Origin of the sequence: Synechococcus sp. BSA11S, assembly GCF_014224355.1 — a bacterium.
Taxonomy (GTDB): domain Bacteria; phylum Cyanobacteriota; class Cyanobacteriia; order PCC-6307; family Cyanobiaceae; genus Regnicoccus_A.
Genome location: NZ_VNWP01000006.1, coordinates 42928 through 69042 on the forward strand (window position 1 = coordinate 42928; position 26115 = coordinate 69042).

Annotated in this window: 33 protein-coding genes; 10 read left to right on the top strand and 23 right to left on the bottom strand. The window is 65.3% G+C overall.

Features of this window, described 5'->3' with window-relative positions; all coding sequences use genetic code 11:
* The first annotated feature begins 329 nt into the window (after window positions 1–329).
* Window positions 330–1160, top strand: coding sequence for a 1-acyl-sn-glycerol-3-phosphate acyltransferase (locus FPZ61_RS07130; RefSeq protein ID WP_255441446.1), 831 nt, complete (start codon window positions 330–332; stop codon window positions 1158–1160).
* 141 nt (window positions 1161–1301) lie between these two features.
* Window positions 1302–1997, top strand: coding sequence for an alpha/beta fold hydrolase (locus FPZ61_RS07135; RefSeq protein WP_255441447.1), 696 nt, complete (start codon window positions 1302–1304; stop codon window positions 1995–1997).
* A 224-nt stretch (window positions 1998–2221) separates the two neighbouring features.
* On the opposite strand, the gene FPZ61_RS07140 is transcribed toward FPZ61_RS07135, so the two are convergent.
* The 8 genes from FPZ61_RS07140 to FPZ61_RS07175 form a co-directional block, all read right to left on the bottom strand.
* A complete protein-coding gene (locus FPZ61_RS07140; RefSeq protein ID WP_185465440.1) occupies window positions 2222–2599 on the bottom strand; it encodes a hypothetical protein in 378 nt (125 codons plus the stop codon).
* 126 nt (window positions 2600–2725) lie between these two features.
* The gene (locus FPZ61_RS07145) at window positions 2726–3010 is read right to left on the bottom strand and encodes a hypothetical protein (RefSeq protein WP_185465441.1); all 285 of its coding nucleotides are present in this window, start codon (window positions 3008–3010) and stop codon (window positions 2726–2728) included.
* 105 nt (window positions 3011–3115) lie between these two features.
* Window positions 3116–3388: a Nif11 family protein gene (locus FPZ61_RS07150; protein ID WP_185465442.1), complete on the bottom strand. Its 273-nt coding sequence runs from the start codon at window positions 3386–3388 to the stop codon at window positions 3116–3118.
* A gap of 119 nt (window positions 3389–3507) precedes the next feature.
* Window positions 3508–4611 carry a magnesium/cobalt transporter CorA gene (gene corA, locus FPZ61_RS07155; RefSeq protein ID WP_255441448.1) on the bottom strand — a complete coding sequence of 368 codons (1104 nt, stop codon included), beginning with the start codon at window positions 4609–4611 and terminating at the stop codon, window positions 3508–3510.
* Window positions 4608–4760: a hypothetical protein gene (locus FPZ61_RS07160; protein ID WP_185465443.1), complete on the bottom strand. Its 153-nt coding sequence runs from the start codon at window positions 4758–4760 to the stop codon at window positions 4608–4610. The genes corA and FPZ61_RS07160 overlap by 4 nt, the downstream gene beginning before the upstream one ends.
* 52 nt (window positions 4761–4812) lie before the next feature.
* On the bottom strand, window positions 4813–6450 hold the full coding sequence (locus tag FPZ61_RS07165; protein WP_185465563.1) for a Na/Pi cotransporter family protein: 1638 nt from the start codon (window positions 6448–6450) through the stop codon (window positions 4813–4815).
* Between the two features lie 2 nt (window positions 6451–6452).
* A complete protein-coding gene (locus FPZ61_RS07170; RefSeq protein ID WP_185465444.1) occupies window positions 6453–6710 on the bottom strand; it encodes a hypothetical protein in 258 nt (85 codons plus the stop codon).
* A 122-nt stretch (window positions 6711–6832) separates the two neighbouring features.
* A complete protein-coding gene (locus FPZ61_RS07175) occupies window positions 6833–7723 on the bottom strand; it encodes a 3'-5' exonuclease (RefSeq protein ID WP_185465445.1) in 891 nt (296 codons plus the stop codon).
* An 80-nt stretch (window positions 7724–7803) separates the two neighbouring features.
* On the opposite strand from FPZ61_RS07175, the gene FPZ61_RS07180 reads away from it, so the two are divergent.
* The 3 genes from FPZ61_RS07180 (at window position 7804) to FPZ61_RS07190 (ending at window position 9470) form a co-directional block, all read left to right on the top strand.
* Window positions 7804–8301: a peroxiredoxin gene (locus FPZ61_RS07180; RefSeq protein WP_370593392.1), complete on the top strand. Its 498-nt coding sequence runs from the start codon at window positions 7804–7806 to the stop codon at window positions 8299–8301.
* 5 nt (window positions 8302–8306) lie between these two features.
* Window positions 8307–9062, top strand: a complete 756-nt coding sequence (locus FPZ61_RS07185) for a DUF1350 family protein (protein WP_185465446.1) — start codon at window positions 8307–8309, stop codon at window positions 9060–9062.
* Between the two features lie 90 nt (window positions 9063–9152).
* Complete coding sequence (locus FPZ61_RS07190) at window positions 9153–9470, top strand: DUF805 domain-containing protein (RefSeq protein ID WP_255441449.1); 318 nt, start codon at window positions 9153–9155, stop codon at window positions 9468–9470.
* A gap of 20 nt (window positions 9471–9490) precedes the next feature.
* Here the strand turns inward: FPZ61_RS07190 and acs are convergent, their stop codons facing one another.
* Entirely contained in the window at window positions 9491–11458 is a 1968-nt protein-coding gene (gene acs, locus FPZ61_RS07195) for an acetate--CoA ligase (protein ID WP_185465448.1), read from the bottom strand.
* A 47-nt stretch (window positions 11459–11505) separates the two neighbouring features.
* Here acs and FPZ61_RS07200 point away from each other — a divergent pair, with 47 nt between their 5' ends.
* Window positions 11506–12156 carry an HAD family phosphatase gene (locus FPZ61_RS07200; protein WP_185465449.1) on the top strand — a complete coding sequence of 217 codons (651 nt, stop codon included), beginning with the start codon at window positions 11506–11508 and terminating at the stop codon, window positions 12154–12156.
* Window positions 12157–12190: 34 nt separating this feature from the next.
* Here FPZ61_RS07200 and FPZ61_RS07205 read toward each other — a convergent pair whose 3' ends face one another.
* The 4 genes from FPZ61_RS07205 to FPZ61_RS07220 form a co-directional block, all read right to left on the bottom strand.
* Window positions 12191–12412 (bottom strand): hypothetical protein, encoded by a 222-nt coding sequence (locus tag FPZ61_RS07205; RefSeq protein WP_185465450.1) that lies wholly within the window; start codon window positions 12410–12412, stop codon window positions 12191–12193.
* Window positions 12413–12476: 64 nt separating this feature from the next.
* Window positions 12477–12761, bottom strand: a complete 285-nt coding sequence (locus tag FPZ61_RS07210) for a hypothetical protein (protein ID WP_370594272.1) — start codon at window positions 12759–12761, stop codon at window positions 12477–12479.
* A gap of 195 nt (window positions 12762–12956) precedes the next feature.
* Window positions 12957–13892, bottom strand: coding sequence for a phycobilisome rod-core linker polypeptide (locus FPZ61_RS07215; protein ID WP_185465451.1), 936 nt, complete (start codon window positions 13890–13892; stop codon window positions 12957–12959).
* Between the two features lie 189 nt (window positions 13893–14081).
* Window positions 14082–14348: a hypothetical protein gene (locus FPZ61_RS07220; protein ID WP_185465452.1), complete on the bottom strand. Its 267-nt coding sequence runs from the start codon at window positions 14346–14348 to the stop codon at window positions 14082–14084.
* Between the two features lie 278 nt (window positions 14349–14626).
* Between FPZ61_RS07220 and FPZ61_RS07225 the strand changes: the two genes are divergently transcribed.
* Complete coding sequence (locus FPZ61_RS07225) at window positions 14627–14938, top strand: hypothetical protein (RefSeq protein WP_185465453.1); 312 nt, start codon at window positions 14627–14629, stop codon at window positions 14936–14938.
* 25 nt (window positions 14939–14963) lie between these two features.
* On the opposite strand, the gene lipA is transcribed toward FPZ61_RS07225, so the two are convergent.
* Together lipA and recR are read right to left on the bottom strand one after the other, a co-directional pair.
* Complete coding sequence (gene lipA, locus FPZ61_RS07230; RefSeq protein ID WP_185465454.1) at window positions 14964–15878, bottom strand: lipoyl synthase; 915 nt, start codon at window positions 15876–15878, stop codon at window positions 14964–14966.
* 5 nt (window positions 15879–15883) lie between these two features.
* Window positions 15884–16462 carry a recombination mediator RecR gene (gene recR, locus FPZ61_RS07235; RefSeq protein ID WP_185465565.1) on the bottom strand — a complete coding sequence of 193 codons (579 nt, stop codon included), beginning with the start codon at window positions 16460–16462 and terminating at the stop codon, window positions 15884–15886.
* Between the two features lie 113 nt (window positions 16463–16575).
* Between recR and psbP the strand changes: the two genes are divergently transcribed.
* Together psbP and FPZ61_RS07245 are read left to right on the top strand one after the other, a co-directional pair.
* Complete coding sequence (gene psbP / locus FPZ61_RS07240) at window positions 16576–17160, top strand: photosystem II reaction center PsbP (protein WP_185465455.1); 585 nt, start codon at window positions 16576–16578, stop codon at window positions 17158–17160.
* Between the two features lie 12 nt (window positions 17161–17172).
* The gene (locus FPZ61_RS07245) at window positions 17173–18300 is read left to right on the top strand and encodes an NAD(P)/FAD-dependent oxidoreductase (protein ID WP_370593398.1); all 1128 of its coding nucleotides are present in this window, start codon (window positions 17173–17175) and stop codon (window positions 18298–18300) included.
* A gap of 8 nt (window positions 18301–18308) precedes the next feature.
* Here FPZ61_RS07245 and FPZ61_RS07250 read toward each other — a convergent pair whose 3' ends face one another.
* From FPZ61_RS07250 to FPZ61_RS07265, 4 genes are all read right to left on the bottom strand, one after another.
* Entirely contained in the window at window positions 18309–19229 is a 921-nt protein-coding gene (locus tag FPZ61_RS07250) for an LCP family protein (protein WP_185465457.1), read from the bottom strand.
* Window positions 19230–19472: 243 nt separating this feature from the next.
* Window positions 19473–20114 carry a ParB-like protein gene (locus tag FPZ61_RS07255; RefSeq protein ID WP_185465458.1) on the bottom strand — a complete coding sequence of 214 codons (642 nt, stop codon included), beginning with the start codon at window positions 20112–20114 and terminating at the stop codon, window positions 19473–19475.
* 58 nt (window positions 20115–20172) lie between these two features.
* Entirely contained in the window at window positions 20173–21969 is a 1797-nt protein-coding gene (locus FPZ61_RS07260) for an ABC transporter ATP-binding protein (RefSeq protein WP_185465459.1), read from the bottom strand.
* Between the two features lie 74 nt (window positions 21970–22043).
* Complete coding sequence (locus tag FPZ61_RS07265) at window positions 22044–22370, bottom strand: RNA-binding protein (protein ID WP_185465460.1); 327 nt, start codon at window positions 22368–22370, stop codon at window positions 22044–22046.
* 335 nt (window positions 22371–22705) lie between these two features.
* On the opposite strand from FPZ61_RS07265, the gene FPZ61_RS07270 reads away from it, so the two are divergent.
* On the top strand, window positions 22706–22906 hold the full coding sequence (locus FPZ61_RS07270; RefSeq protein WP_185465461.1) for a hypothetical protein: 201 nt from the start codon (window positions 22706–22708) through the stop codon (window positions 22904–22906).
* A 2-nt stretch (window positions 22907–22908) separates the two neighbouring features.
* Here FPZ61_RS07270 and FPZ61_RS07275 read toward each other — a convergent pair whose 3' ends face one another.
* From FPZ61_RS07275 to FPZ61_RS07290, 4 genes are all read right to left on the bottom strand, one after another.
* Complete coding sequence (locus FPZ61_RS07275) at window positions 22909–23271, bottom strand: hypothetical protein (RefSeq protein ID WP_185465462.1); 363 nt, start codon at window positions 23269–23271, stop codon at window positions 22909–22911.
* 38 nt (window positions 23272–23309) lie between these two features.
* A complete protein-coding gene (locus FPZ61_RS07280; protein ID WP_370593399.1) occupies window positions 23310–25166 on the bottom strand; it encodes a DEAD/DEAH box helicase in 1857 nt (618 codons plus the stop codon).
* Between the two features lie 275 nt (window positions 25167–25441).
* Window positions 25442–25807 carry a phosphomannose isomerase type II C-terminal cupin domain gene (locus tag FPZ61_RS07285; protein ID WP_185465464.1) on the bottom strand — a complete coding sequence of 122 codons (366 nt, stop codon included), beginning with the start codon at window positions 25805–25807 and terminating at the stop codon, window positions 25442–25444.
* Window positions 25808–25829: 22 nt separating this feature from the next.
* Window positions 25830–26051: a hypothetical protein gene (locus FPZ61_RS07290; protein WP_185474789.1), complete on the bottom strand. Its 222-nt coding sequence runs from the start codon at window positions 26049–26051 to the stop codon at window positions 25830–25832.
* Window positions 26052–26115 lie beyond the last annotated feature (64 nt).

Here is a 26115-nt window from a genome sequence, read left to right on the forward strand (position 1 = left end):
CCCGGGGGGGGGGGGGGCCGCAGAAGCCGCGGTGCTGCATGAACACACTCCGAATGTCTGCGGTGATCACGGCGTTGTCGGCCGCCCGCTTTCACGCACCTCCCACCGCTGCCGCCAGGCGTGGTAGCCGCTGCGGACCACCCCAGACGCGGTTCAGCCATGAGCACCGTATAATTGGTATTCACTAGGTTCAGCAGCTAGACATTAAATCAACCGACCAAGTCGGCATGCTTCGAACCAGCTGCTGTCTCATTGGAGCGAGCCCTCCAGCCAGGACTAAGCTCGTGACTGCATCACTCGCAATTCAATTTGATTAATAGGCATCATACTTGCCCGCACTCAGCGATGTCGAGCATCCCCAAGACATGATAGGAAGACAAATCAGATCTCCATTGTTAAGCCCTTTGGCAGCCAGCGCCGTTGCATCAGCTCCTGAGCTGATTGCCGACCTGCCGCTCCATCTCTCACGGCTTCTCATTAGTGCCGCAGGCACGAAAGCTACTTATCATTTCATCGAGCGAGTTCCCACTGTTAATCGCATCATCCTTGTCAGCAACCATCGCAGCTTGCTGGACGCTCCATTGCTGATGGCAGCACTGAACCGGCCAATACGTTTTGCATGCCACTACTACATGAGTCGGGTGCCAGGCTTGAGGGAGATGGTCTCAGCTATGGGGGCATTTCCTCTCGATGCACCACAAAAAAGACACAAGGATTTTTTTCAGAAGGCCGTCAGTCTTCTGGACGAGAAAGAAGTTGTCGGGATCTTTCCAGAGGGTGCAGAACCCATGATTCAGTTATCGACACCAAATCGAATCAGGTCCTTCCACCGCGGTTTTGCCCACCTCGCCATGCGGGGTTCAGTTGGCGATGTGGCCATCCTGCCAGTGGCCATCGCTTCGCTTCAGGAGAAGACAAGCAACCTCGCCCCACTCAGCCTCTTCAAACTGGTTGACCCATCAGAACCCTTGTTTGATCGTGGTGGCTGGCATCACAGCGTTCGTTATCAGCATGTCCGCGTACTTGCGGGACACCCCATATGGGTCAAAGACAAGCAAAGAGCAGAGTATTACGGGCGACAAGGTGGCTTGCTTGCACGAGAGCTTACCAACTCTTGCCGTAATCAGATTATCAAACTGATACGCGAAGGCTGCTCGTAACTGGCTCTTTCCTCCATGCCACTTTTGGTTAATCCACTGTCATCTCCCCTTGTCGGATCTCTCAAGCCGTCTCGTCCCTTGTTTATCTATCTGCCAGGGATGGATGGAACTGGAGCACTACTCAGGCCTCAGATTTCAGGGTTGAAGGCCTCATTTGACATCCGTTGCCTTTCCATTCCCTCGGATGACTTGGCCGGCTGGGATATGCTTGTTGCGCAAACAGCTCGATTGATCGCCAGTGAGCAGCGTCAAGTCCAGTCACGTCCCACCTACATTTGCGGTGAATCCTTTGGTGGTTGTCTGGCCCTGCAGCTTGCAGCTTCCCACCCTTCTCTTTGCCAACATCTGATTCTTGTCAATCCTGCCACCTCTGCTGTCCATCAACCATGGGTCAGCTGGGGAGCATCAATCACTCAACGCTTGCCGCCCACCCTGTATCGGCTTTCAGCCTTCGGATTGCTTCCACTCCTGATCCAGCCACAACGGGTTTCTCTGTCTAATCGACAGGCTTTATTGCAGGCCATGCAATCAGTTTCCCCCAGAAGTGCTGCCTGGAGGATTTCCCTGCTCACGAAGTTCACCCTTGAGACGTTGCCCTTGGGACGAATCAGGCAGCCCGTCCTGCTGCTGGCGTCAGGTGCAGACCGGCTCCTTCCATCCCTTGACGAAGCCGGAAGACTCGTTCGACACCTTCCCAATGCGCGTACTGTGCAGCTACCAGACAGTGGCCACGCTTGCCTTCTGGAATCTGAGGTGAATCTCGGAAAGCTCCTGAAGACAACAGAATTTGATCCTTCCATCCACGCACTTCCCCTGAGCCTGAGCCACGGGCATTGAGATGGCCATGTCCACCCTCGTCTGCAAGACGGGCAGGAGCAAGAGAGGGAATCCAAAGGAGGTCGGCAGCAACTCACACCGTGTGTATCAGGACGAAAAGTTGATTCACGGTCCCTTGAGCCATAGATAACTTTTGTCAAGCGATATCCGCTTTTGGTCCTCCAGTTTTCGCTGTCGCCTGACACCTGGTGGCACGCGAACCGGGTGCCGTTCGTGCACGCACCTCAGGCCACCACCATGCGCATCATCTCCCCCTGGATGAAGTGTCCATCTGACTTCATCAGGTGGCCGTCGGGATCGGTGAAGTTGCGCTGGTTCTTCTTGGTTGGTGTGCCATCAGCACTTCTCTCCAAGCCCCGCCAGGGCATCGCAACCGCTGCGTGGAAGCCTCCGGCTGCAGACACAAGTCGCTCCAGATCCGGCAGTTCGATGCCGGCGTTTTCGGCGGCCTCGATCGCTTCCTTCCTTGCCGCCTTGGCCTCTTCTGCTTCCTCCTGACGCCGACGCAGTTCATCGGGAAGATCACTTCCGCGGTTGCCCTTGCTGTAGGGGCGATCCTCCTGGGCATCGAGGATCTCGACCTTCTGACACAGCCTGAGCACCTGAACAAACAGCCCGGCCAGGGCGCTCAGGTGACGGCGGCTGAAGTCGATGATGCGGCTGTGGTCCGGCTGTTGGTTGCCGGTCAGGACCCGGAAGGCAGTGTCCTCCCAGCAAGCCTTCTCGATCTAGTGCCTCCGGCACGCTGGCCTGCGGCCAGGTAGGCGAGAGCTTGGCAGTCCGACGCGGTAGGCATAGAGGAGCAGCACAACCATCATCCGCGGCTCGTACGCCTTCTCACCCCGCGGATCCTTCTGGAGGTCGTAGGAGTGGATCTCGCGCAGATCCAGCTCAGCCGCCAGATCCAGCAGGAAGAACACCAGATGGTTCTCCGGCAGCCACTCCACCGGTGAGGGCGGAAAAAGCAGGGTCTGCTCAGGGTTCCAGGGGCGGAAGGACTTGGGCTTGACCATGCCCCGTTCTCTCACCCAGAACCATTGCAATCACAGAGGTCTGGGCGGATTCAGTGCCGTCTGTGGAGAAGCTGGACCCTGATCTATGTGCGACAGGCTCCCAGGTCAGGATCCTGATCCGAGTGATTTGAGGAACCAGAGGATTTCGCCGGCATCCCAGCCCAGTTCGTCGAACTTCTTCACCACGACCTCATCGGAGCCCTCCATCAGAGTCCGGGCGAAACACCTCACCAGAGAGGCGCTCGAGAACTCCATGCCCCTGGAGGCAGCGGCTGCCACCACGTCATCGGCGCTGGTGGCCATTTTCACGCTGTGTTGTAGATCCGCGTCGCTGCGCAGGCATGCTACGAATCGATCGATCACATCGTCTGCTGCCATAGCTCCTGAGTGCTCAGTTAATACCTGCTTAATCTAACCCATCTGTTGGCCCACTTCCCCCTCAGGCGAGTCGATCACACCAGCCCGTCGCAGACTGAGCTGGGCGATCCTTGCGATCCTCAGTGCCGAGGCGCCGTCCAGTCCTGGAACCAGCCGCGGCGCCACAGCCAGTAACTCTGAACCAGGGCGACCAGCACCATGAACACCAGAATGATTCCATAGCCATACTTCAGGTGCAGTTCCGGCATGTTCACAAAATTCATGCCATAGATGCCGGCGATGAAGGTGAGTGGCGCAAAGATCGTTGACACTATCGTAAGCGTCTTCATCACCTGGTTCATGCGGTTGCTGATGCTGGCCATGTAGGCCTCGGTCACCGAATCGCACTGATGGCGGATGAGTTCACAGGCCTCAAAGATCAGGATCACCCGCTGCTCCATGTCCTGGAAGCCACGCAGGGCGTCGGGGCCCAGCAGCCGTTGGTTCTGGCGCAGCAACACCATCAGCTGATGGCGCAGCGGCCACACCTGGCCCCGGATGTCCCTCAGGCTGCTGCGGATCTGGTACGTGCGGCTGAGCAGTCGTGGTTTGGGCCGTAGCAGGGCAGCCTCCTCCAGCTGCTCCAGCAGCTCCGCCAGTTGTTCCAGCAATGGAAAGTGACCGTCGAGCAGTTCGTCGATCAGGAAGTGGAGAATGTCATCCAGATCGTCCCGCGTCGGGGCCGGATCCAGGCACGAGAGCCACTGGGTGAGCTGCGGAAACGATCCGGCGCTGGGCACCTCCTCGAGGCTGATCAGCAGGTCGGGCAGCAGCAGCAACCCCACCTGCTCGGCGATCAGTCGGTCGGGCGTCTCGGAGAAGCTGAGGCGGTGCAGCACCGTCAGCACCGCCTCACCGATCGAATCGACACGGGGGCGCTGTGGATGCTCCAGCAAAGGAGCCTGCATGTGGGCCGGCACCCCCAGGGTGTCGAGCACCGTACGGATCAGGGTCGTGTCGGCCAGTCCCTGGATGCGGACCCAGAGCGGTACCCCGCGGCTCAGCAGGGGTTCGAGCCCCTGGGCTCCCTTCAGCTCGCACTCCTCGATCCCCGCAGGCTGAAAGCAGAGCACCGAGAGCCTCGTGGGCGCCCGGCCGCCATGGATGAAGAGCTGGCTGGGGAGATCACCCGGCCGCCCCGCGAGGCGCATGGAGCGCAGGGTGCCCGGATCGAAGCGCGTCATCCACGCGTTGAGGCGATCCGTGCTCCCCCGGGGGAGGGGATGGTGCGCTGGAGAAGGTGCTCAAGCACCAGGCCCGTTGCCAGCAGGCTTCCCTGCAGCAGCAGGCAGCAGCCGATCTGTGCGCGGCGTTCCCAGAGCAGGCCCGTCATGGCATCAGCGGAAGGAGCCCTGCAGTTGAGACGACCTGCCCTCATCGCGCTGCTATCCGGGCGACATCGTGGGGCATGGGAGATCACCGGAGCCCCTGGCCAGGGCCGCGGCTTCGAGATGGCCGCTGATCCGGCCCAGGTGCTGGCTCACCCGCCGCAGCCAGCGGATCGCCTCCAGCCGCTGGCTCGCCAGCTCAACCTCGACGCCGCCGCTGGCCACCTCCGCCATCACCCCTTGCCTCAGCGGCTTCACCCGCCGGTGCAGGCTGCGGCCGGTGGCCTGGCTCCGCCGTGCCACCTCACCCCACTGCTGTGCCTCCACCAGGGGCTCCAGCTGCTCCAGGGCCGCCAGCAGGTCCTGGCGCTCCCGTTGCAGGGCGCTGCTCTGGCGCACGGTGCTGGCCCGCTCCGGTTCTTCCTCACAGCGTTCATGCAGGCGCTGCAGGTGGTCGAGGCTGTGCAGGAGGTGCAGCAACTGCTGGGCTTCGGGTTCATCCAGACGGCGCAGGTGGATCTGATCGAGGAACTGCTCGATCCGAGCCAGGTCAGCCTCCAGATCTTCGAGGCCTGCGGCCCTCCGGCGCTGGTCGTTGCTGGCGGGGGCACCCAGGGCCTGGCGCAGATGGCGCATCAGCTCCAGCAGCCCACGCTGCTGAGCGGTCTGGGCCAGATCCAGGGCCCGCCCGGTGTCGGCGCTGGGAGGCTCATCGAGATCATCGGCCGCGCGCCCGTCCGGGGCCGGCAGCAGGGCCTGGATCATGTGGGCGAACGACTGGGTGAAAGGCAGCAGCAGCGCCACCCCCAGCAGGTTGAAACCTGTGTGGAAGGCCGTGAGCGCGAATTCGGGATCCGCGGCGATCGCCCCCGCCAGCCAGCGCTGGCCCAGGGTCAGGTAGGCCGGCAGCAGGACGAAGGCCAGCCCTGCGGTGGCCAGGTTGAAGACCAGATGGGCGGCGGCCGTGCGGCGGGCGCTGAGGTTGGCTCCGAGGGCGGCGATCTGGGCGGTGATCGTCGTTCCCACGTCCATCCCGATCACCAGCGCGCCGGCCTGGGCCAGATCGATCGCACCCGCGGTCAGCGCCGTGAGTGCTGTCGCCACCCCAGCCCCCGACGACTGGGTGATCACGGTGGTCAGCAGACCCAGCAGCACCAGCTGAAACCGTCCGCTCAGGCTGGCTCCATCGAAGCGTTCCGGTTGCAGCAGCACCCCATGGCCCGCCATGGCCTCCTGCAGGGTGCCGATGCCCAGGAAGAGAACACCGAAGCCAGCCAGGGCGAAGCCGATCTGGGCCAGCCGCCCCCGGCCGAGCAGCCGCAGGCAGGCGCCGATGGCGATCATGGGTGGCATCAGGCCGGCCAGGTCGAGCTTCAACCCCAGCAGCGCCACCAGCCAGCCGAGGCCGGTACTGCCCACGTTGGCTCCGAAGATGATGCCCAGGGAGCTGGGAAAGCTGATCAGCCCCGCCTGCACGAACCCAACCGTGGCCACGGTGGTGGCCGACGACGACTGCAGGGCCGCGGTGGTGGCCGCACCAATCAGAGCCCCCGACCAGGGGGTGCGGGTGAAGCGCAGCAGCCAGGCCCGCAGTCTGCTGCCGGCAAGGGTGCGCAAGGACTCGCTCATCACGGTCATGCCCATCAGGAACAGACCGAGTCCCGCCAGGGCGTTGACGGTGGCGCCACCACCCATGCTCAAGCCAGCCTGGTCAGTGCTCCGTAGCCCTCGAGCCAACGGTTCACCCGCGGTCGGATCGAAGGCGGCACTTCCTGCAGAAGCTGAGCCAGCTCAAGCGCCCCCAGCCGGCGCAGATCCCGCACGTTCACGCGCCATAGAGCCTCCGCCTCCCGGATCAGGCGTGCCCAGGTGCGGGCCTTCTGCCAACGGCGCAACTGCTGCTGGTGGCGCCGCCGCTCCGGCTGGGCCGGTCCTGCCCTCTGCTCCATCGCCATGGCTGTCTCCGACGTTTGCGCTGTTGACCACAGCTTGCGCATGGCTGCAGCACTTGACAGCTTCCAGCACCGATCGAGTCGTGATCGGATGCAAATGAAATGTTCGCCTGGGTCAGGCCGGTTCAGGCGGCGTGGGACTGGGCTGGATCCGGATCCACCGGACTCACCGAAAAATCAAGCTCCCGCACCTCCCGCTCGCTCAGGCGCCGGCTCCAGGCCTTCGCCACAGGCTGGTTCCAGCGGAATCCCGCGTCCCGGGCTCGATGGCGCTGGTCGTAAGGCAGCTCGGCCCGGTAGAGGCGCCGTGGCTCCAGCCCGGCCAGCAGCAGCGACTCCAGTTGATCGCAGCGTTCGAACACCTGGGCCAGGTAGATGCAGTCGGTGAGGGCCCGGTGCGCTGCCCAGACCGGAATGCCGTAGGCCAGGGCCAGATCCCGCACCGAGGGGGTGGCCTTCAGGCGGCGTTCCCTTGGCCAGCGCAGGTCCTCCATGGTGCACAGCCAGGGTTTCTCGATCCCTGGCAGGGGGCCGCGGCCGAACCAGGACCGGTCGAAGGCGGCGTTGTGGGCCACCATCACCTCGGCGCTGGCCACCAGGGCTCGGAGATAGGCCAGCCCCGCCTGCCAGGGCTGCTCCAGCCGGCTCACCGCGGCATCGATGCCGTTGATGTCCTCGGCCCGGTTGCTCTGGCAGGGAAGCAGCAGGGAGAGCTGGCTGAGCACGGCACGGCTCTGCACATGAAACAGCACCGCTCCCACTTCGATGCAGTGGTCGCGCTCGGGGTCCAGGCCGGTGGTTTCCGTATCGAGGATCAGCAGCCGCTGGGGGCAGGCGCCGGGAGAGCCGCTGGCTGGGGCGGGTACGTGCGCGGCTGGTTCAGACCTGGGCGGTTGTTCGGGCGGGCTCTGAGGGGCCGCAGGCGGCACCAGGCTGAGCAGGCTGGTCTGCTGCCAGCGGCTGGCCGCCTGGTCCGCCGGATCCTCGGCCCCAGGACATCCCGACTGTGCTGCCATGGGCGGGCTCCCCCAGGGTGGTTGCCTCCCATGATCCCAGCTTCGGCAAGCGAATCGGCGCGATCCTGATGCTGCCTAGGGTGGCTAGCACAGTTTTCGATGCACCCGTGGGCAAGGCCATCCAGGTCGGTGACAGAGCTCCCCTGATCAGCCTGAACGATCAGAACGGAACCGAGCGCCGCAGCGATCAGCTGGGGGGCCGGCCGCTGGTGCTGTTTTTCTATCCAAAGGACGACACCCCCGGTTGCACGATGGAGGCCTGTGCCTTCCGCGACAACTACGCCGAGCTGCAGGCCCTTGGCGCCGAGGTGTGGGGCGTGAGCGGCGATGACAGCGCCAGCCATGGGCGCTTCTCCCAGCGCCACCAGCTCCCTTACCCCCTGCTGGTGGATCAGGGCAACGCCCTGCGCCAGTCCTTCGGGGTGCCCGGTGCGCTGCTGAATCTGCTTCCGGGCCGGGTCACCTATGTGATCGATGGCGACGGGGTGGTCCGCCATGTGTTCAACAACCTGCTCGATGGAGCGGCCCATGCCCGTGAGGCCCTGGCTGCCCTCAGGCGGCTGGTTCCTCAGGCCTGACTCCGGTGAGCCGCTGGCGTCAGCAGGGGAGCCTCTGGTGTCTGGATCCGCCCGATCCCTCGGGGGTGATCGAGTTCATTGGTGGCAGCTACCTGGCGGCCACACCCCAGATCAGCTACCGGCGCCTGCTGGAGTCGCTCGGCCGGCTTGGACTCACGCTGCGGGCCTGGAGTTACGTGCCGGGGTTCGACCACCAGGCGCAGGCCACCGAGGCCTGGCGGGCCTTCCGCTCAGCCCGGGCGGGCCAGGGCACCCCGGCTGGAGATCCTGTCCTGCCGGTGTTGCGTCTGGGCCACAGCCTCGGTTGCAAGCTGCACCTGCTGGCCCCGGACGGGGGCCGGAGCAGCAACGCCCTGGTGGCCATGAGTTTCAACAACTTCTCCGCCGATCGTTCGATTCCACTGCTGGCCGACCTGGCCCCCCGGCTGGGGGTGCGCACCGAGTTCAGCCCGTCACCGCAGGAAACTCTGCGCCTGGTGAGCCAGCTCTACGGCGTGCCCCGCAATCTGCTGATCCGCTTCGGCCGCGATCCCCTCGACCAGAGCCCACCCCTGCTGGAGGTGCTCCAGCAGCGCCCCGGTGACGCCAGCTCGCTGGTCCAGCTGGGGGGCGACCACCTCACCCCCGCCAGCGCCGGCCTGCGCCAGAACCTGCTGGGCACCTGGGCCGATGACCCCCTGCGCCAGCGGCAGATCGACCGCCTGGCCGCCACGATTGACAGCTGGTGGCGGCAGGACGGGGGCCGGGCCGAGCTGGGGTAGGAACGCTACGGTTGCAACCGATTGATTGACAGCACCAGCAGGCCCCGACACTGTTTGTGCGATCGAATACCAAACCAGGACGGCTTGATCATGCTTGATGCCTACATTTCCGGCTGGAAACGCGCCTTCGATTACAGCGGCCGGTCCACCCGTGGCGACTACTGGTGGTTCATTCTGGCCAACATCATCATCGGCCTCCTGCTTGGACTGGCGGCCAAGCTGGTCAGTCAGTTGAGCGCACTGCAGAACCTTTATGCCATTGCCGCCATCGTGCCGGGAATTCCCCTCTGCGTGCGTCGGTTGCGCGACGCCGGTAAGGGCTGGCCCTGGATCTTCATCGGGCTGGTGCCCATCATCGGCGCCATCTGGTTGATTGTGCTGCTGGTGATGCCGTCGGTGCCTGGCTGAGCCAGAGCCGACGGGCACGATCAGACCCGCAGCGCATCGAGCACGGAGCGGTCCTCCAGGGTGCTGGTGTCGCCGCTCACCTCTTCGCCGGCAGCCAGGGCCCGCAGGATGCGGCGCATGATCTTGCCGCTGCGGGTCTTGGGCAGGGCATCGCTGAAGCGGATTTCATCCGGCCTGGCGATCGGACCGATCTCGGTGCCCACGTGCCGGCGCAGTTCAACGCCGAGGGCTTCGCTGCCGTCCACGCCCGCCTGCAGGGTCACGAAGGCGACGATGCCCTCACCCTTGAGGTCGTCAGGGCGGCCCACCACGGCCGCTTCCGCCACTGCCGGATGGCTGACCAGGGCCGATTCGATCTCCATCGAGCCCAGCCGGTGGCCCGACACGCTGATCACGTCGTCGACCCGGCCCATCACCCAGTAGTAGCCGTCGGCGTCGCGGCGGGCGCCATCACCGGCGAAGTAGAGAGGCCGGCCATCGTCGCCGGTGATGTGCTCCCAGTAGCTCCTGCGGAAGCGCTCGGGGTCGCCGTGCACGGTGCGCATCATCCCCGGCCAGGGGCGGCGCACCGCCAGGTAACCGCCCTCATCCACCCCCACGCTGTGGCCCTCGTTGTCGACCACGTCAGCGGCAATGCCTGGCAGCGGCAGGGTGGCGGATCCAGGTTTGGTGGGGGTGGCCCCGGGCAGGGGGCTGATCATCACCCCGCCCGTCTCGGTCTGCCACCAGGTGTCGATGATCGGGCAGCGGCCATGGCCGATCACCTCCCGGTACCACATCCAGGCCTCGGGATTGATCGGCTCGCCCACCGTGCCCAGGATCCTCAGGGTGCTCATGTCGTAGTGATCAGGCACCTCGCGGCCGCTCTTCATGAAGGCCCGGATCGCTGTGGGAGCGGTATAGAAGAGGGTCACCTTGTGCTTCTCGATCACCTCCCAGAACGCACCGGGTTTGGAGGGCCGGGGGGCCCCCTCGTACATCACTGTGGTGGCGCCATTGGAGAGCGGGCCGTAGACGATGTAGCTGTGGCCGGTGATCCAGCCCACGTCGGCGGTGCACCAGTGCACGTCGTCGTCGCGGAGGTCGAAGATCCACTGAAAGGTGAGATGGGCCCAGAGGTTGTACCCCGCTGTGGTGTGAACCACCCCCTTGGGTTTGCCGGTGGAGCCTGAGGTGTAGAGCACGAACAGACGGTCTTCGCTGGCCATCGGCTCGGCTGGGCAGTCGGCGCTCTGGACCTCCACCAGCTCATGCCACCAGCGGTCGCGGCCTGGCTCCATGGCGGTTGGTTGCTCGGTGCGGCGCACCACCAGCACGTGCTCCACCGTGGGGCAGGCGCCATCGGCGAGGGCCCTGTCCACGGCGGGCTTCAGCGCAACGGGCTTGTCCTTGCGGAAGCCGCCATCGGCGGTGATCACGGCCTTGACGCCGCCATCGATCAGGCGGTCGCGCAGGGCCTCGGCGGAGAAGCCGCCGAACACCACCGAGTGGGGCGCGCCGATGCGGGCGCAGGCCAGCATGGCAATGGCCGCTTCCGGCACCATCGGCATGTAGAGGGCCACCAGATCTCCCTTGCCGATCCCGAGGGCCTTGAGGGCGTTGGCGGCCCTGCAGACCTCGCCGTGCAGGTCGCGGTAGGTGAAGTGGCGGCTGTCTCCCGGCTCCCCTTCCCAGATCAGGGCTGTCTTCTCGGCACGCGGACCGTCCAGATGGCGGTCAAGGCAGTTGTAGGCCAGGTTGGTGGTTCCACCCTCGAACCAGCGGGCAAAGGGCGGATTGCTCCAGTCGAGCACGGTGTGGAAGGGCTCGAACCAGTGCAGCTGCTCCCGGGCCTGCTCACCCCAGAAGGCATCGGGATCGGCTTCGATCCGCTCCACCAGCTCCCTGTAGGCGGCCATGCTGCCGATGCGGGCCCCGGCCGCCAGCTCCGCCGGCGGCTCGAACACCCGCTCTTCCTGCAGCACCGATTCGATCGTGACCTGGCTCATCGGGTGGAGGGCGACACCACGTCATTGTGGACTGAGAGGATGCGGCCATGACCAGCCCCGCGGCCTGCCTGTTCGACCTCGATGGCCTGCTGCTCGACACCGAGCCGCTGCATGGCCGGGCCTGGCGACAGGCGGCCCGGATCTTCGGCTTCGAGCTCAGCGATCAGCAGTTGCTGGCGCTGCGCGGACGCCGACGGCTGGACAATGCCGGCAGTGTGATCGCCTGGATCGAAGCGGCCGGCGGCACCCCCCCCAACCCCGAGCAGTTGCTGGCGGTGCAGCAGCCGATCGCCCGGCAGCTGCTGCCCGGGGCGCGGGCCATGCCAGGGGCGCCCGAGCTGCTGAGTCGCTGCCAGGAGCTGGCCATTCCCATGGCCCTGGTCACCAGCAGCACCCGGGAGTCGGCGGGGATCAAATGCGCTCCCCACCCCTGGCTGAAGCAGATCGAGCTGATGGTCTGCGGGGATGATTCCGAGCTGGCCGAGGGCAAGCCCGCCCCGGACATCTTTCTTCTGGCGGCCCGGCGGCTCGGGGTGGCCGCCAGGGCCTGCTGGGCGTTCGAGGATTCTCCTGCGGGTGCCCAGGCAGCCCTGGCTGCGGGAGCCCTGGTGCATGTGCTGCTCCCCGACGGGATCGACCTGGACCACTACCCCCCCCAGGTGCGTTGCCTGCGCTCCCTCGGCGAGCTGGAGCTCTGAGCAGGGCCCCTCGGTCCTGGCTCCCTGGCGGCCTTCAGCTGTCCTGACTGGAGCCAGTGAACCGCTGGTAGAGGCGAAAGCCCAGCCCTCCCCAGATCAGCGTCCAGACCGTGAAGGTGGCCAGAGTTCCCAGCTGGTTGGTCTCGATCGAGTACACCCCGGCCTGGATGAATCCGGCATCGATCAGGGAGCCACCGATCCCCCAACCCAGCACCCAGCTGATCAGGAAGCCAACGGCCTGGAGGTTCCCGGTCATCTGTCAGCGTCCTCTGCAGCCGATCGCGGCCATGAACTGGTTTCTTTGCTCCGACGCTCCTCCATCAGGCTCTCGATCGAAGGGCTGCATCCTGGCGCTCCGGATCGGATGCCCCCTGGCTCAGGGGAGCCTGAGCAACTGATACCGACGAAACGGTCACCGAGGAGGCCATGGCCTGCTGGCGGTAGGCGCGCAGGCAATACTTGCAACCGCCCGTGGTCTGCAGATGGCGCTCGGGCGTGATCACGATCAGCCGAACGGGATGATCCAGGCAACGGATCTTGATGGGGCTGCGATAACTGCGGTATTCAATGTCCTCGTAGCTGTAGCGATGTCCAAACCGCTCCATCGCCCGCTTCAGGAACGTTTCACGATCGATCCTCACAGCCATGGACTTCCTTGATTGGCGACAGGCCCAGAACGTCAATCCACTCTCAGCCTATGGGAGAGCTGCCGGGGGCTGCCCAGGGCCTTCCATCTTTCTGAAGATTCCCGGCGGCCAGGAATGTCTCCTGGCCCATGGCTGCCCCGCGCGGTGGATCCCTCAGCTGACCACGACGTTGGTGACCCTCCCGCCCAGGCGGTTGACCCGTTGCAGGGCCTGGTTCATGCGGCTGAACGGAACCCGGATCACGTAAGCGCCACTGCGCACGTAGTCGTTGTTGGCGATCCCCGTGGCCGAGATGGTGACCAGCCGGCCGCTGCCACTGCTGCTCTCGCCGGAGGAGACCCTCAGAGCCTCCACCCGGTGCTCCTGGGAGGGGGCCCTCAGGGAGGTTTCCGGAGCGAACTCCGAGGAAATCCCTGATTGTTTGCTCACAACCGCCTTGAACGGTCCTTCCGTGGAGACGATCACCACCCGAGCCCCGGAACCCCGCACCGGTACGGCTTTGTCCTGGTGCAGGGCTTTGCCGAGGCGGAACTGGGTTCCGCTGGAATCCCCCTTCACCGAGGCCGCCGCCCCTCGGGCCAGTTGCATCAGCCAGGAGAACTGACGACCTTCATGGCCTTTGGAGTAATCCCAGCCGTGCAGGTAGGGCACACCATCAAGACCAAAACGTTCCTGGTACTCGTTGCTGTCGATGTAGGAGTCGATCTCGGCATCGTAGCCCTGCTCCTGCAGGATCGTGAAGTGATGCAGCATCTCTGCCTTGTTCTGCGGCGCTCGACCAAGGAGATGCTTGTGGTTCAGTTCGATGAACCGATAGGGGTTGCAGTTTTCAAAGAATCTGGAGCGATACAGGCCACTCTTGGCCACGGTTCGCACCAGTTCTCTTACATTCAGATCTCCATTGCGGAACAGGGACTCCGCCCCATTCAGTCGCTCGCTGGCCATCACGTACTGCTGACCGAGCACCTGCTGATAGACAGCCCGGAGGATCGTGTTCGTGTCCTGCTCGGAGCCGTGCGACCAGCTTTCCCTGTTGCGATCATTGGCGAAGCGATCAATGCCTAAGGCGGGCGCCTGGACCAGTGCCATGGGGGAAAATGCGTGTTGGAAGGGAGGAGAAGAGGGGCGACCAAAGGGGTTCCAGACAGGCGGTTATCGAAGCCTGATGGGAAACGTGCAGACTTTGGTGCCAGCAAGACTCTACGCTGAGTGAGCGTATCCGCGCATTTCTCCATAAGCCTTCAGACAACGCAAAATCTCTTCATGCTCGAGATACCGCTATGGCGTGCTGTGCCGTCGCTTCAGCAGCCAGTCGGCAATGGTTTTGATCTTCTCAACACGAGGATGATCACTGAGATCGTCAAAGGCCGTGAAGCCAACCATGCCGGCAAGCAGAACGCTTGCGGATGGGTGGGTCCGAGCGATGGTCCGCTCCCCATCCTTCATCTCCTTGTCAATGGATCTTGGAAGGATGCTCAGTGACAGATCCTCAGTTCCACGCCACTCCTGCTCGGCGTGATTCTCTGCCTCCTGCCGGTGATTCATTTCCCTGTTGGTGCGCAGAAAAGACTGAATGAAGACGACTCGGCATCGGCCAGTTCATCATCTCTTGTCACTGTAATCAGGATCTTCTCCTTGTTGATCGAGCCCGCTTCAGCCACTGGTCTCGTGGCGAATGATCAGCCGGTGATCACCTGGACGATCCAGTCACTGATCCGGCGGGAGAGTGGTGCCTGCAGATCAAAGCCGGTGTCAGGGCCGTTTGTTGACCCCTTGGCAGATGGCGCCGCCCCGATCATTCACCCCGCCACCCCGCCGAAGCCTTGCCCAGCGAGGCCCATGGCATTGTGGTGATGCCGTTTTCGTTGCCGATGATTCCCAGGTCATGCCTGATCACGCTGACATCCAGTCTTGTTGTGATCGCTCTGACCGGTGTCGCTCAGCTCTGGATCCGCACGGCTGAGCACAGATTGCATTGGAGTTGCCTTCTTTATGCCTCAGGTGAGAGTCCCGGTGTCGTCACCCGATCGATTCAGACGGTCCTGCCGGGATTCAAGGCCAAGGAGAAGGAATCCGTCGATGGGGAGCGCCTCTACCGCCTCTGCTCCACGGTGCTCGACTCCGTGGCCTGGTGAAACCAGCGGCAGGCCTGGTCTGGCCTCAATCGCCTGCGGCGCGATAACTGCTGCGCACCAGGGGGCCACTGCGCACCTGCTGGAAGCCGAGCTCACGGGCGATCGCCCCGAGCCGCTCGAATTCCGCGGGCTCCCAGTAGCGCGCCACCGGCAGGTGGGCCAGGGATGGGCGCAGGTACTGACCCAGTGTGAGGCGCTGGCAGTCGACCCGCCTCAGCGCTTTCAGAGTGGCCACCACCTCCTCTGGCGTCTCGCCCAGCCCCAGCATCAGCCCTGATTTCGTCGGGATTCCCGGGGCCAGCTCCCGGGCCGCCGCCAGCAACCCCAGGGAGCGCTCGTAGGTGGCGCCCCGCCTCACCTCCCCCTGCAGCCGCTCGACTGTCTCGAGGTTGTGGTTGAAGCAGACGGGCTGGGCTGCCAGCACAGTGGCCAGCCGCTGCCGCTGGGCGGCCTCTCCTTCTTCCCGGTGGGTGTGGCCCCCCCAGAAATCCGGGGTGAGCACCTCGATCGCGATCAGGGGATTGCGCTGCCGGATCGCCGCCATGGTGCCGGTGAACAGCGCGGCTCCGTGGTCGGCCAGGTCGTCGCGGGCGACGGCGGTGAGCACCACGTAGCGCAGCCCCAGCTGCACCACAGCCTCCGCCACCCGCTCGGCCTCCCGGGGGTCGAAGGGCTGCGGCGCGCGGCCCTTCTCCACCTGGCAGAACGCACAGCTGCGGGTGCAGATCGGCCCGCCGAGCAGGAACGTGGCGGTGCCGGCGGCATAACACTCACCCCGATTGGGGCAGCGCCCTTCCTCGCAGATTGTGTGCAGGCGCTGGCCCTTGACCACGGCCTGAACCGTTTCCAGGGCGGAAGCGCTGCCGATCGGGCGGCGCAGCCAGGCAGGGAGCCGTTCGGCAGGGGGGATCGGGCTGTAACGGCTGGTGCGGCGAACCATGACCCTCACTCCATCCGGCGCCGGCCCTCCAGGGCCCGCGCCAGGGTGACCTCATCGGCGTACTCGAGCTCGCTACCCACCGGCAGCCCATAGGCGATGCGGCTCACCAGGCAGAACGGACGCAGCAGCCGGGCCAGATAGAGGCTGGTGGTGTCCCCTTCGACGCTGGGGGGCAGGGCCAGGATCACCTCCCCCATCGCCTCCTGATCGACCCGGTGCACCAGGGGCTGGATCTGCAGCAGTTCTGGCCCGATGCCATCCATCGGCGAGATCAGTCCGCCGAGCACGTGGTAGCCCCCCCTGTACTCACGGGTGCGCTCCAGGGCCAGCAGGTCGCGGGAGTCGGCCACCACGCAGAGCTGACCATTGCGCCGCTCCTCGTTGCGACAGATCTCGCAGAGAGGTTCGGCCGAGAGGTGAAAACAGCGGCTGCACTGCCCCACCTGACGCCGGGCGCCGACCAGGGCGTCGGCGAAGGCGTGCACCTGTTCCTCGGGTTGGCGCAGCAGGTGCAGGGCCAGGCGCTGGGCCGTGCGGGGTCCGATCCCAGGAAGGCGCTCGAACTGATCGATCAGCCGCGCCAGGGGCCTGGTGAAGCCGCTCAGGAATCCGCCGCAACTGAGGCCAATCTAGGAGCGAGGCCACCGGCAACAATGGTGTCGGTGTGATCCCACCCCATCCGCTTGCTCGGTATCCCATGGCGCAGCGCCCTTTGTTTCCCTGGCTCCCTTCCGTTCGTCGGGGTGTGCTCGGCCTGCTGCTGGGGACACTCCTGATGGTGGGCGGCCTGGCCGGGTGCAGCGCCGCGGCGGCCGGGCTGAATTCCTTCCAGAGCCCGGATGGACGCTATGCCTTTCTCTATCCCACGGGATGGACCCGGGTGGCGGTCAGCAACGGCCCCCAGGTGGTCTTCCACGATCTGATCAACAGCGATGAAACCCTCAGCCTGGTGATCTCGGAGGTGAACGCCACCAACGAACTGGATTCTCTCGGCAGCCCCGTGGCGGTGGGCGAGAAGCTGCGCCGCATCGTGATCGCCCCGGAGGGCAGCGGCCGCGAGGCCGAGCTGGTGCAGGCGGATGAGCGGGACGACGGCGGCCACACCTTCTACGACCTGGAGTATGCGGTTCATCTCTCCGACCGCGATCGCCACGAGCTGGCCACCGTGGTGGTGGACAGGGGTCGGCTCTACACCCTGGCGGCGAGCACCAATGAACTGCGCTGGCCGAAGGTGAAGGATCTGTTCCGCAGTGTGATCACCTCCTTCACCCTGCAGATCTGACGCTTGGCCGATGTGCTGGTGATCGGAGCCGGTCTGGCTGGCTCCCTGGTGGCGCTGGCCCTGGCCGAGCGCGGCGCCACGGTGGAACTCCTCGATCCCTGCACAGGCTCTGGCGCCACGGGTTTCAGTTACGGCGGAGTGCCCTGGTGGGCCGGTGCCCCAGGGCCTATGAACCAGCTGATGGCGTCAGCTCCGGCGGCCTGGAAACGGCTGGAGTCCCGGCATGGTCCTCTGGGCTGGCGCCCCTGCTCCCTGAGGCTGTACTGGAGCCAGGACGATGGGGCCTCGTCGGTGGACCGGGCCCTGGCCCAGGTGGAAACCCTGGTGCGCCGCCATCTGGCTGCTGATCAGGTGGAACGCCTGGGCGCCTCGCCTGTCTCGGGAGTGGCAGGAGCGCTGCGAGTCGACTATGGCCGTGTCGACGGCCATGCGCTTGCCCTGGCCTTGCCCGTGGCCCTGCAGCGGGCCGGCGTGCACTGGCGCCGGGAGCGCTGTGCCCCGCTGCGGCCGGGGGGCCTGCCCGCCGGGCAGGTGGTGCTTGCCGCCGGGTCCGGTTGTCGTGCCCTCTGGCCGGGCCTGGCCGATCGCCTGCGGGTGAGCTGGGCCGGGGTGCTGCTGCTGGAGGATCCGCGGCTCACCCGGGAGCTCCTGGACGCCTGCAGCCTCATGCCGGCCAATGACATCCTTATGCCCCTGCTGGCGGAGCGCATGGCCCTGGAGCAGCGCGCGGAGCAGCTGCAGCAGCCGGCCTGGATCATCGACGCAGGGCTGGCCCCCTGGGGCGATGGCCTGTTGCTGGGTCAGAGCAGCCTGATCAGGCCAGGGACCGCCTGTGGAGCCCCGCCCGAGGCTGCACCGTTGGAACTGCGCCTGCGCCGGAGCCTGGGGAGGATCGATCCCCGGCTCGCCAAGGTGCCCGCCTGTTTCCAGCAGGTGCCTGTGAGCTTCACGGGCTGTGGACCACCGTTGGTGGGCCCTGTGCCAGAGGTGGCGGGCCTGTGGGTGTTTGCCGGACTCAGCAGCCCCTTTGCTTTGGCGCCTCCCCTGGCGGAGCTCCTGGCTGATGCGCTTGGAGGAGATCCTCGGGCCGTGGCCCGGTTGCCGGGGGGCTCAGATGATGCCGTCTCCAACTGGGGCTGAGCCTGATCTCAGAACAGGTAGCGGTCGCCCTCCAGCCTCTCGCCGGAGGATGTGGATGTGGTGCTGGCTTCCACGGAGAGGGGGGGCCAGTCGGCCTCCCAGTAACTGATCCCATGCAGATCAAAGGGGCGTCCACTGAGACGCTCCGCATCGAAGCGGGTGGTGGCCATGGCGGTGATCAGTCCACCGATCTCCATCGGTCCCAGGTCGGTGTTGAGGTCCTGGCCGGCTGCTCCGATCAGGCTGGGCAGCCGGACCAGGTTCTCGGGCCGGGTCAGCTTGCTGAACAGGGCGGCCAGCACCAGCTTCTGCCGATCGATCCGGCCCAGGTCACCCTCCTCATCGTGCCGCCAGCGCAGGAAGCCCTCCAGATCGCGGCCTTTGAGGGTCTGCAGGCCAGGTTGCAGATCGATGTAGAGGCCCTGGCTGTTGTCGACGTAATACATCCGCTTGGGCACGTCCACCTCCACGCCGCCGAGCACATCGCCCATGCGGCGGATCGCCCCCAGGTTCACCAGCAGGTGATGGTCGATCGGACGTCCGAGGCGCTCCGAGAGTTCCTGCTTCACCGCTTCGGCGCCACCGTAGGCATAGAGCGCATTGGCCTTGATTCCCCCGAAACGGGCCGAGTCGATGTAGGTGTCCCTGGGGACCTGGGTGATCCGGGTGACGCCGTCGGCGATCCGGATCGAGAACATCACATCGGTGTTGCCACCGCTCACGTCGGTGCCCAGCACGAGCACATCGCGGCCCTCACCTCCCCAGGCGGCGAAGGGATTGCTGAGCTGACCGGTGAGTTTGGCGGTCTGGGTGGCCCAGTCGCCCTTGAGGACTGAGGCCAGGGGGCCAGAGAGGGCCAGACCTCCAGCCAGTCCAAGCAGCGTCGCCAAGAGAAGCGGGACTCGGCGGGATCTGGGGCTGGAGGTCATCGGCACCGAAGGAGGGTGAGGCTTCATGGACGCCTGGCCGTGGAAGCCGGCCCGACGGCCCGGAGCTCAGAGGGGAGAAAGCCTGAAGCGCAGGGCATGGGCGTCAGCCATCGATGGGACTGATCCCACCGGTTGTCACGTTGATGAAACCTTATTTCATCCACACCGTCCAGATCCCATTGTCCCTGGGTGGCAATGGTCCAGTTCCCCTGCTGGACCCGGGCTGTGGCTGCCGGCCCGCGTTCAGGGGGGCGGCGGGCCGCCCTGCCCGCCCCGGGCGCGCACCAGGCGTCTGGCCTCGGGCAATGCGGGGTCCAGATCCATCGAGTTGAAGGCCGGCAGGTCCTGGCGACGCAACCAGCTGCCCCAGTGAAACTCCAGGAAGGGCACCTGGGGTTGGGCGCGGATCAGACCCTCCTGCTTCAGCTTCCAGACCAGGCTGCGGAAGGGATCGTCCTCCAGGCCGGCCAGGTCCATGGGCAGGCGCTCCGGCGGGTGGGGCCCCCGGCCGCCGGCATCGCGCAGATACAGCCAGCCGCGGCGGTTCAGCTCTTCAAGGCAGTGGGTGCGACTGGCACCGGAGAGCACCAGCACCACCGCACAGAACGCCGTGGCATCGGCATCCACGTCCAGCAGAGCCCTCAGCCGGTGATGACGGTCGATCATCCAGTGCTCCCCGGCACTGCTCACGGCCACCGGAACCGGCCGGGTGCGCAGATAACGGCGCCGTTCCGCCGCCGTTTCCATGCTGAAATCCCGGGCTCTGGAGCGCACCTCCGCCAGTCCGAGGCACAGCTGGGTGGGCTGAAGCCTGCTGATGGGCAGCTCCAGGAGGTCCTGCCTGGCCAGGGGCGGCAGCTCGAAGGGACCGGATGTCTGGGCCATGGGCGAGGGCCCGCCGCCGCTGGGGACCTGGAATCACTGTGGATCCATGGTGGAGCATTCAGGCCAGGAGTGCCTCGTTTTCGCGCAGGCCGGCCTGAACCCTCCAGAGCCGGGCGTAGGCCCCTCCTTCGCGCAGCAGGTCGTCGTGACGGCCCTGCTCCACGATGCGGCCCTGCTCCATCACCACGATCCGGTCGGCGTGGCGCACCGTGCTGAGCCGGTGGGCGATCACCAGGGTGGTGCGCTCGGCCGTGATCTGCTCGAGCGAGCGCTGGATGGCGGCTTCTGTTTCGTTGTCGACGGCAGCGGTGGCTTCATCGAGGATCAGCACGGGAGGGTTCTTGAGAATCGCCCTGGCCAGGGCGATGCGCTGGCGTTGGCCGCCCGAGAGCCGCTGCCCCCGTTCCCCCACAACGGTGTCGTAGCCCAGGGGAAGGGCCTCGATGAACACGCTCGCTTCGGCCAGGGCCGCAGCCCTTGCGATGGCGGTAGGGCTGGCGGCGAAGCTCCCGTAGGCGATGTTCTCGGCCACGGTGCCGTGAAAGAGGAACACCTCCTGGCTCACGAGGCCGATGGCGTGGCGAAGGTCGCCCAGCTGAAGCTCCTGGATCGGCTGGCCGTCGAGCAGGATCTCGCCCTGCTGCACCGCGTAGAGCCTCAAGAGCAGCTTGACCAGGGTGCTTTTGCCGGAGCCGGTGGCGCCCACCAGGCCCACCGTGTGTCCGGCTGGAACCGACAGGGAGAAGTCGACCAGCAGCGGCTCGCGTCCCTGGTAGCCGAAGCCCACGGAGCGGAACTCCAGCGCGCCGCGCACCCCTGCCAGGGGCAGCGGGCGATCGCCGCCTGGGATCGCGATCGGTGTTTCGAGCAGGTCGAGCACCCGGTTGCTGGAGGCCATGGCCCGCTGAAAGTCGTCGAGTGTGCGTCCCAGGGTGGTGAGGGGCCAGAGCAGCCGCTGGGTGATGAACACCAGGAAGCTGTAGGTGCCCACGGCGATGGTGCCCCGCCAGGCCTGCAGTCCACCGACCACCAGGATCGCCAGAAAGGCGAAGAGGATGGCAAAACGGATCAGGGGAATGAAGGCGGCGGAGACACGGATGGCCCGCCTGTTGCTGCTGCGGTAGGCCTCACTCTGGTGGCTGATCCGCTCCAGTTCCCAGGCTTCGGCGGCATAGCTCTTGATCGTCAGCATGCCGCCGAGGTTGTTCGATAGGCTGCTGTTGAGATCACCGGCACGTTCACGCACCTCCCGGTAACGGGGAGCCAGCCGCTTCTGAAACAGAATCGAGCCCCAGAGGATCACTGGAATGGGGAGAAAGGCTGCGCCTGCCACATCGGGGGAGAGGGCCGCCATCACACTCCCCACCGCCAGCACAGTGGTGGTCAGTTGCAGCAGTTCATTGGCACCGTGGTCAAGAAAACGCTCCAGCTGGTTGATGTCGTCGTTGAGAATGGCCATCAGGCGGCCAGTGCTTCCGGCCTCGAAGAAGGCCATCTCGAGCTGCTGCAAGTGGCCGTAAGCCTCGAGCCTGAGCTCGTGCTGCATGGTCTGGGCGAGGTTGCGCCAGAGCACCCCATAGAGGTACTCGAACAGGGACTCGGCGCTCCAGATCAGAAAGGAAGCGACCGCCAGGGCGGTGAGCTGGGAGGGGACCGTTCGCAGCCCCAGGTCCGCCAGCCAGGAGGTCTGCTGGCGGACCACCACATCCACCGCCAGGCCGATCAGCACGGGCGGGGCCAGATCGAACAGTTTGTTCAGCACTGAGCAGACCGAGGCCAGCCAGACCAGACGGCGGTGGGGCCTCAGGGCCTTCAGCAGCCGGCTGATCGGGGAGCGGTTGCGCGGGTGGGTCATGGAATCAGGCAGTTCGCCTTCAGTCTGAACACCACCCGATCAGCCGAAGCCCGAGGCGGGTCTGCGCTGAAGGGTCACCAGCGGCCGCCACCTCCGTAGCCGCCACCACCACCGCCTCCGTAGCCGCCACCGCCGCCACGCTGACCACCGCCGCTGCGCTCACGGGGACTGGCTTTGTTGACCCGAATCATGCGACCCATCCACTCCACATCCTGGAGATCGTCGATCGCCTTCTGCTCTGAAGCGTCGTCGGTGAGCTCCACGAAGGCGAAGCCACGCTTGCGGCCGGTTTCGCGATCAAGAGGCAGGCTGCATTGACGGACTTCGCCGTACTGGCCGAAAAGATCAAGCAAATCCTCCCGTTCGGCCTGGAAGGAGAGATTGCCAACGTAAATAGTCATTCCTTGAAGGGAACCTGGAACTGATTCGTGAATGCTTGGGGTTCCTCAAGGACTGCCCGTCTGGAGCGGGTCCTTTGGAGCTGATCGATGGGAGCCTTGGAGCCTGGAATCGGATCAATTTTACAGGATGTCCACAGGTCTCGCTGGCATCGTCTTGGCGCTGTGCCCTGGGACACCGTTTTTGGCCTGCACCCCAGCGTCGTTCTGGCGGGCCTGAATCGTCCCGGCGTTGATGGCGAAGCATGAAGTGGAGTGGAAGGAAATCCAAAGAAAAGAGGGCGTCTGAGCAGGGTGCTCCAATGTCATGAAACCAAGACTTAAGTGATCCCGAAGCAATGCCTGCCCCCGTTCCCTGGAGCCTGGACTGGTGTGACGATGGTGAACTCGCCGCCCAGGATCGTTTTGATCTCCTCCAGACCCTTGTCGTCTGTGAAACTCCAGAAGCTCAACCAAGCCTGATTGCCGCCATCGAAACCCTCTCCGTCACTCAGCTGAGTGTGGTCGGCACCGATGATGTCACCAGCCTGTGCGCCTGAGCTCAGAGGCTGTAGTGGGCCATGGTGCGCTGACGGCAGGTGGTCTGGGCCACATCCAGCCCAGCGCCCTGGTTCACCTCATCGAGAAAGCAGGAGCAGGCGAAAGTTCCGAGGCCCGGGGGCAGGGCCTTGCGGGCTGCCTGGAAGGCCGCGCTGACGGTGGCGAGACAGAGCTTGCTGACCTGCTGATCACGCTGGCTGGTGGAAGCAGAGGCCATCACGGTGGCTTCTGCTTCCACGGCCCCGGCCATGGTCAGCTCCGCCAGGCCTGCCAGAGCAAGGGTGGCCAGGGGCAACAGCAGCACAGTGGTCGAAGCGGACTTGGTCCGTTGAGCGCTGGCCGCTGTGCTGTGAAGAGCTGACATGGAATAGGAGAGACGCCGGATTGAATTGCAGGGCTGACTCAGGACTTGTGGCGGGTGATCTGGAGCTCCTTGTTCATCACCCGCAGCCGCCGCAGCGCATTGAACACATCTTCGGGCATCCCACTGGGAAGATCCACGGTGCTGTGCGTGTCGAAGATCTGGATGCGCCCGATGCTGCGGCCGTTCAGTCCTGCTTCATTGGCGATGGCACCGACGATGTTGCCGGGCTTGACCCGGTCCTGCCAGCCCACCTCGATCCGGAACCGTTCCATGTCGGCCTCCGGAGGTGAGGAGGCTTCCAGGCGGCTGGAACCACTGCGGGAGGAGCCCCCACGGGGATCACTGCGACGGTCGTCATCGCTGCCGCGCTGGCGGTCCCGGCTGGGGGAAGTTTGGCGCCAGGTCTCTGGCCCTTGAATCAGCAGGGGCCTGTCGCCGACGGCCAGTTGCAGGGCGGCGAGGGCCAGTTGCTCGGGGGTGGCGCTGATCTCGCTGCCGACCCGCTGCAGGATTTCGCTGAGAAGGGCCAGTTCCTGTTCATTGGAGCGAGGGGTCCCCACCAAGGTGGTGAGCCGTTCCCGCAGGCGATCGAGGCGACTCTGGTTGATGTCGGCATTGGTGGGCACCTCCATCGGGCTGATGGGTTTGCCGACGGCCCGTTCCAGTCCGCCGAGGAAACGTCTTTCCCGGGGGGTGAGAAAGAGGATCGCGTCACCCTGACGGCCGGCCCTGCCCGTGCGGCCGATGCGGTGCACATAGGCTTCGCTGTCGAAGGGGATGTCGTAATTGATCACCAGGGTGATCCGCTCCACATCCAGCCCGCGGGCGGCCACGTCCGTGGCCACCAGCACATTCACCTGACCGCTGCGCAACCGCTCCACGGTGCGTTCCCGCTGGTTCTGGGGCACATCCCCGTTGAGCACCGCCACGTCGTAGCCCTGTTGTTCCAGGGCTTCCGAAACGGTGAGGGTGATGGCTTTGGTGCGGGCGAAGATGATCACACCCTCGCTGCTCTCGGCTTCGAGCACACGGGTGAGGGCTTCCAGTTTCTGGCCACCGTGCACCACCAGGTGGCGCTGACGGATCGTGCTGTTCTCAGCACCCTTCTGCTGGATGGTGACCTCAGCCGGGTTCTGCAGATACTTGCGGGACAGTCGGCGGATCTCCGCAGGCATGGTGGCGGAGAAGAGCACCACCTGCCGCTGTTCCGGCAGTTGCTCCAGCACCCACTCCACGTCGTCGATGAAGCCCATGCGCAACATCTCATCGGCCTCATCGAGAACAAGGCAGCGAAGAGCGGAGAGATCGAGGGTGCCCTGGCGCATGTGGTCCATCACCCTGCCGGGGGTGCCCACAACGATCTGAACGCCCCGCTTGAGGCGAATGATCTGGTCTCGGAAGTCGGCGCCGCCGTAGATGGGCAACACCCGCACCTGGGGAAGCTTGGCTGCATAGCCGTTGAAGGCTTCGGCCACCTGGAGCGCCAGTTCGCGGGTGGGGGTGAGAACCAGCACCTGGGGGGTGCGCTGCTGGGGATCGAGGCGAGCCAGGAGGGGCAGGGCAAAGGCCGCGGTCTTGCCGGTGCCGGTCTGGGCCTGGCCCACCAGATCGCGACCGAGCATCAGCTCGGGTATGGCGGCCTTCTGAATGGGTGAAGGATCGCTGTAGCCGCAATCCGCCACAGCGCCGAGGATCTCAGCCCCAAGCCCGAACCCCGCAAATCCACCGGCAGGCTCCTCTAGAGCTCCTTGAGGCTGCTCATCAAGCGGCCCGATCAGAGTGGATTCGACGGCAATGGCCGTGAGGTCGCCGCTGGCTTCACCAGCCGTTGACTCTGGCCCTTCGAGGGCACTCAGATCGACACGGCTGGAGAGGGTGGAGTTGCTGGGCTGGATGGAAGGGGTGGTGGTGATGGGATCGCTCGCGGTGGGATGAAATGGAAGATGGGCGGGATGGGCGCTCAAGTCGATGGAGCACGCAAAGCTCTCGCTCGCGTTGGGCTGGGTCACGATGAGTTGATGGGGCCTTGGCCTGGGAATTCCTTCAACGCAGGCCGGCAGGTACCCGTATCTCGCGGCCACAGGGCCTGAAGAAAGACTGCCTTGCCCTTTATCAAAGGGGGAATAGAAATCTTAGCACCCGAACACATCCAGGCCCCAAGGCCTGGTCATCAGCCCAGTCGTCCGTAGGCATCCTCGAACCGTTCGATGTCGTTGTCGCTGAGTTCCTCGCCACGCTGCACTTCCAGGATCATCAGTCCCCGTGTTCCGGCACTGGCCCGATGGATCGCCAGAGTGGGGATGCTCAGAGTGCTGCCAGGGAAAGCCCTCAGCCGCTCGCCCCGGCACTCCAGCAGGCCGTCACCCTCCACGACCACCCAGAGTTCGCTGCGGTGGCGGTGCCGCTGCAGGCTGATGCGGCCGCCTGGATGGAGCCAGAGCCGCTTGATCAGATAGCCGGGACCGCTGGAGAGGATTTCGAACCAGCCCCACGGGCGCTCGCAACGGAGCTCGGGTCGCCCGCGGGGTTCTGCCATCCGGGCTGGCGGCCCTGCGCCCTCAGACAAAGGCGGCTGGCTTCCAGGCCTGGGCCCGGGCCTGGCTGATCTCGGCGATCTTGTCGTGGGCGTGAAGGCGGCGCTGGATCTGGTTGGTGCAACCCTGCCAGGTGGGGGGAGTGCTGCTGGCGTCGAAGCAGGCCTCGCTGCGGTCGTCCATCATCCGGCCGAGGGTGGGTTCTCCTCCCTTGGGGTCCGGCAGCAGGAGGTAGTAACGGATCATGGGGACCGAGCTGGGGACAGGTCCAGTCTGTCCCATGGCGGAGGGGACGCCAGCTCGGCGGTGC

Coding starts and splice junctions, on each gene's coding strand:
- FPZ61_RS07145 (WP_185465441.1), bottom strand. CDS start 3,010: ATGGTCAAGCCCAAGTCCTTCCGCCCCTGGAACCCTGAGCAGACCCTG.
- FPZ61_RS07150 (WP_185465442.1), bottom strand. CDS start 3,388: ATGGCAGCAGACGATGTGATCGATCGATTCGTAGCATGCCTGCGCAGC.
- corA (WP_255441448.1), bottom strand. CDS start 4,611: ATGACGCGCTTCGATCCGGGCACCCTGCGCTCCATGCGCCTCGCGGGG.
- FPZ61_RS07160 (WP_185465443.1), bottom strand. CDS start 4,760: ATGACGGGCCTGCTCTGGGAACGCCGCGCACAGATCGGCTGCTGCCTG.
- FPZ61_RS07165 (WP_185465563.1), bottom strand. CDS start 6,450: ATGGGTGGTGGCGCCACCGTCAACGCCCTGGCGGGACTCGGTCTGTTC.
- FPZ61_RS07170 (WP_185465444.1), bottom strand. CDS start 6,710: ATGGCGATGGAGCAGAGGGCAGGACCGGCCCAGCCGGAGCGGCGGCGC.
- FPZ61_RS07175 (WP_185465445.1), bottom strand. CDS start 7,723: ATGGCAGCACAGTCGGGATGTCCTGGGGCCGAGGATCCGGCGGACCAG.
- FPZ61_RS07190 (WP_255441449.1), top strand. CDS start 9,153: ATGCTTGATGCCTACATTTCCGGCTGGAAACGCGCCTTCGATTACAGC.
- acs (WP_185465448.1), bottom strand. CDS start 11,458: ATGAGCCAGGTCACGATCGAATCGGTGCTGCAGGAAGAGCGGGTGTTC.
- FPZ61_RS07200 (WP_185465449.1), top strand. CDS start 11,506: ATGACCAGCCCCGCGGCCTGCCTGTTCGACCTCGATGGCCTGCTGCTC.
- FPZ61_RS07205 (WP_185465450.1), bottom strand. CDS start 12,412: ATGACCGGGAACCTCCAGGCCGTTGGCTTCCTGATCAGCTGGGTGCTG.
- FPZ61_RS07210 (WP_370594272.1), bottom strand. CDS start 12,761: ATGGAGCGGTTTGGACATCGCTACAGCTACGAGGACATTGAATACCGC.
- FPZ61_RS07215 (WP_185465451.1), bottom strand. CDS start 13,892: ATGGCACTGGTCCAGGCGCCCGCCTTAGGCATTGATCGCTTCGCCAAT.
- FPZ61_RS07220 (WP_185465452.1), bottom strand. CDS start 14,348: ATGAATCACCGGCAGGAGGCAGAGAATCACGCCGAGCAGGAGTGGCGT.
- lipA (WP_185465454.1), bottom strand. CDS start 15,878: ATGGTTCGCCGCACCAGCCGTTACAGCCCGATCCCCCCTGCCGAACGG.
- psbP (WP_185465455.1), top strand. CDS start 16,576: ATGGCGCAGCGCCCTTTGTTTCCCTGGCTCCCTTCCGTTCGTCGGGGT.
- FPZ61_RS07250 (WP_185465457.1), bottom strand. CDS start 19,229: ATGACCTCCAGCCCCAGATCCCGCCGAGTCCCGCTTCTCTTGGCGACG.
- FPZ61_RS07255 (WP_185465458.1), bottom strand. CDS start 20,114: ATGGCCCAGACATCCGGTCCCTTCGAGCTGCCGCCCCTGGCCAGGCAG.
- FPZ61_RS07260 (WP_185465459.1), bottom strand. CDS start 21,969: ATGACCCACCCGCGCAACCGCTCCCCGATCAGCCGGCTGCTGAAGGCC.
- FPZ61_RS07265 (WP_185465460.1), bottom strand. CDS start 22,370: ATGACTATTTACGTTGGCAATCTCTCCTTCCAGGCCGAACGGGAGGAT.
- FPZ61_RS07270 (WP_185465461.1), top strand. CDS start 22,706: ATGCCTGCCCCCGTTCCCTGGAGCCTGGACTGGTGTGACGATGGTGAA.
- FPZ61_RS07275 (WP_185465462.1), bottom strand. CDS start 23,271: ATGTCAGCTCTTCACAGCACAGCGGCCAGCGCTCAACGGACCAAGTCC.
- FPZ61_RS07285 (WP_185465464.1), bottom strand. CDS start 25,807: ATGGCAGAACCCCGCGGGCGACCCGAGCTCCGTTGCGAGCGCCCGTGG.
- FPZ61_RS07290 (WP_185474789.1), bottom strand. CDS start 26,051: ATGATCCGTTACTACCTCCTGCTGCCGGACCCCAAGGGAGGAGAACCC.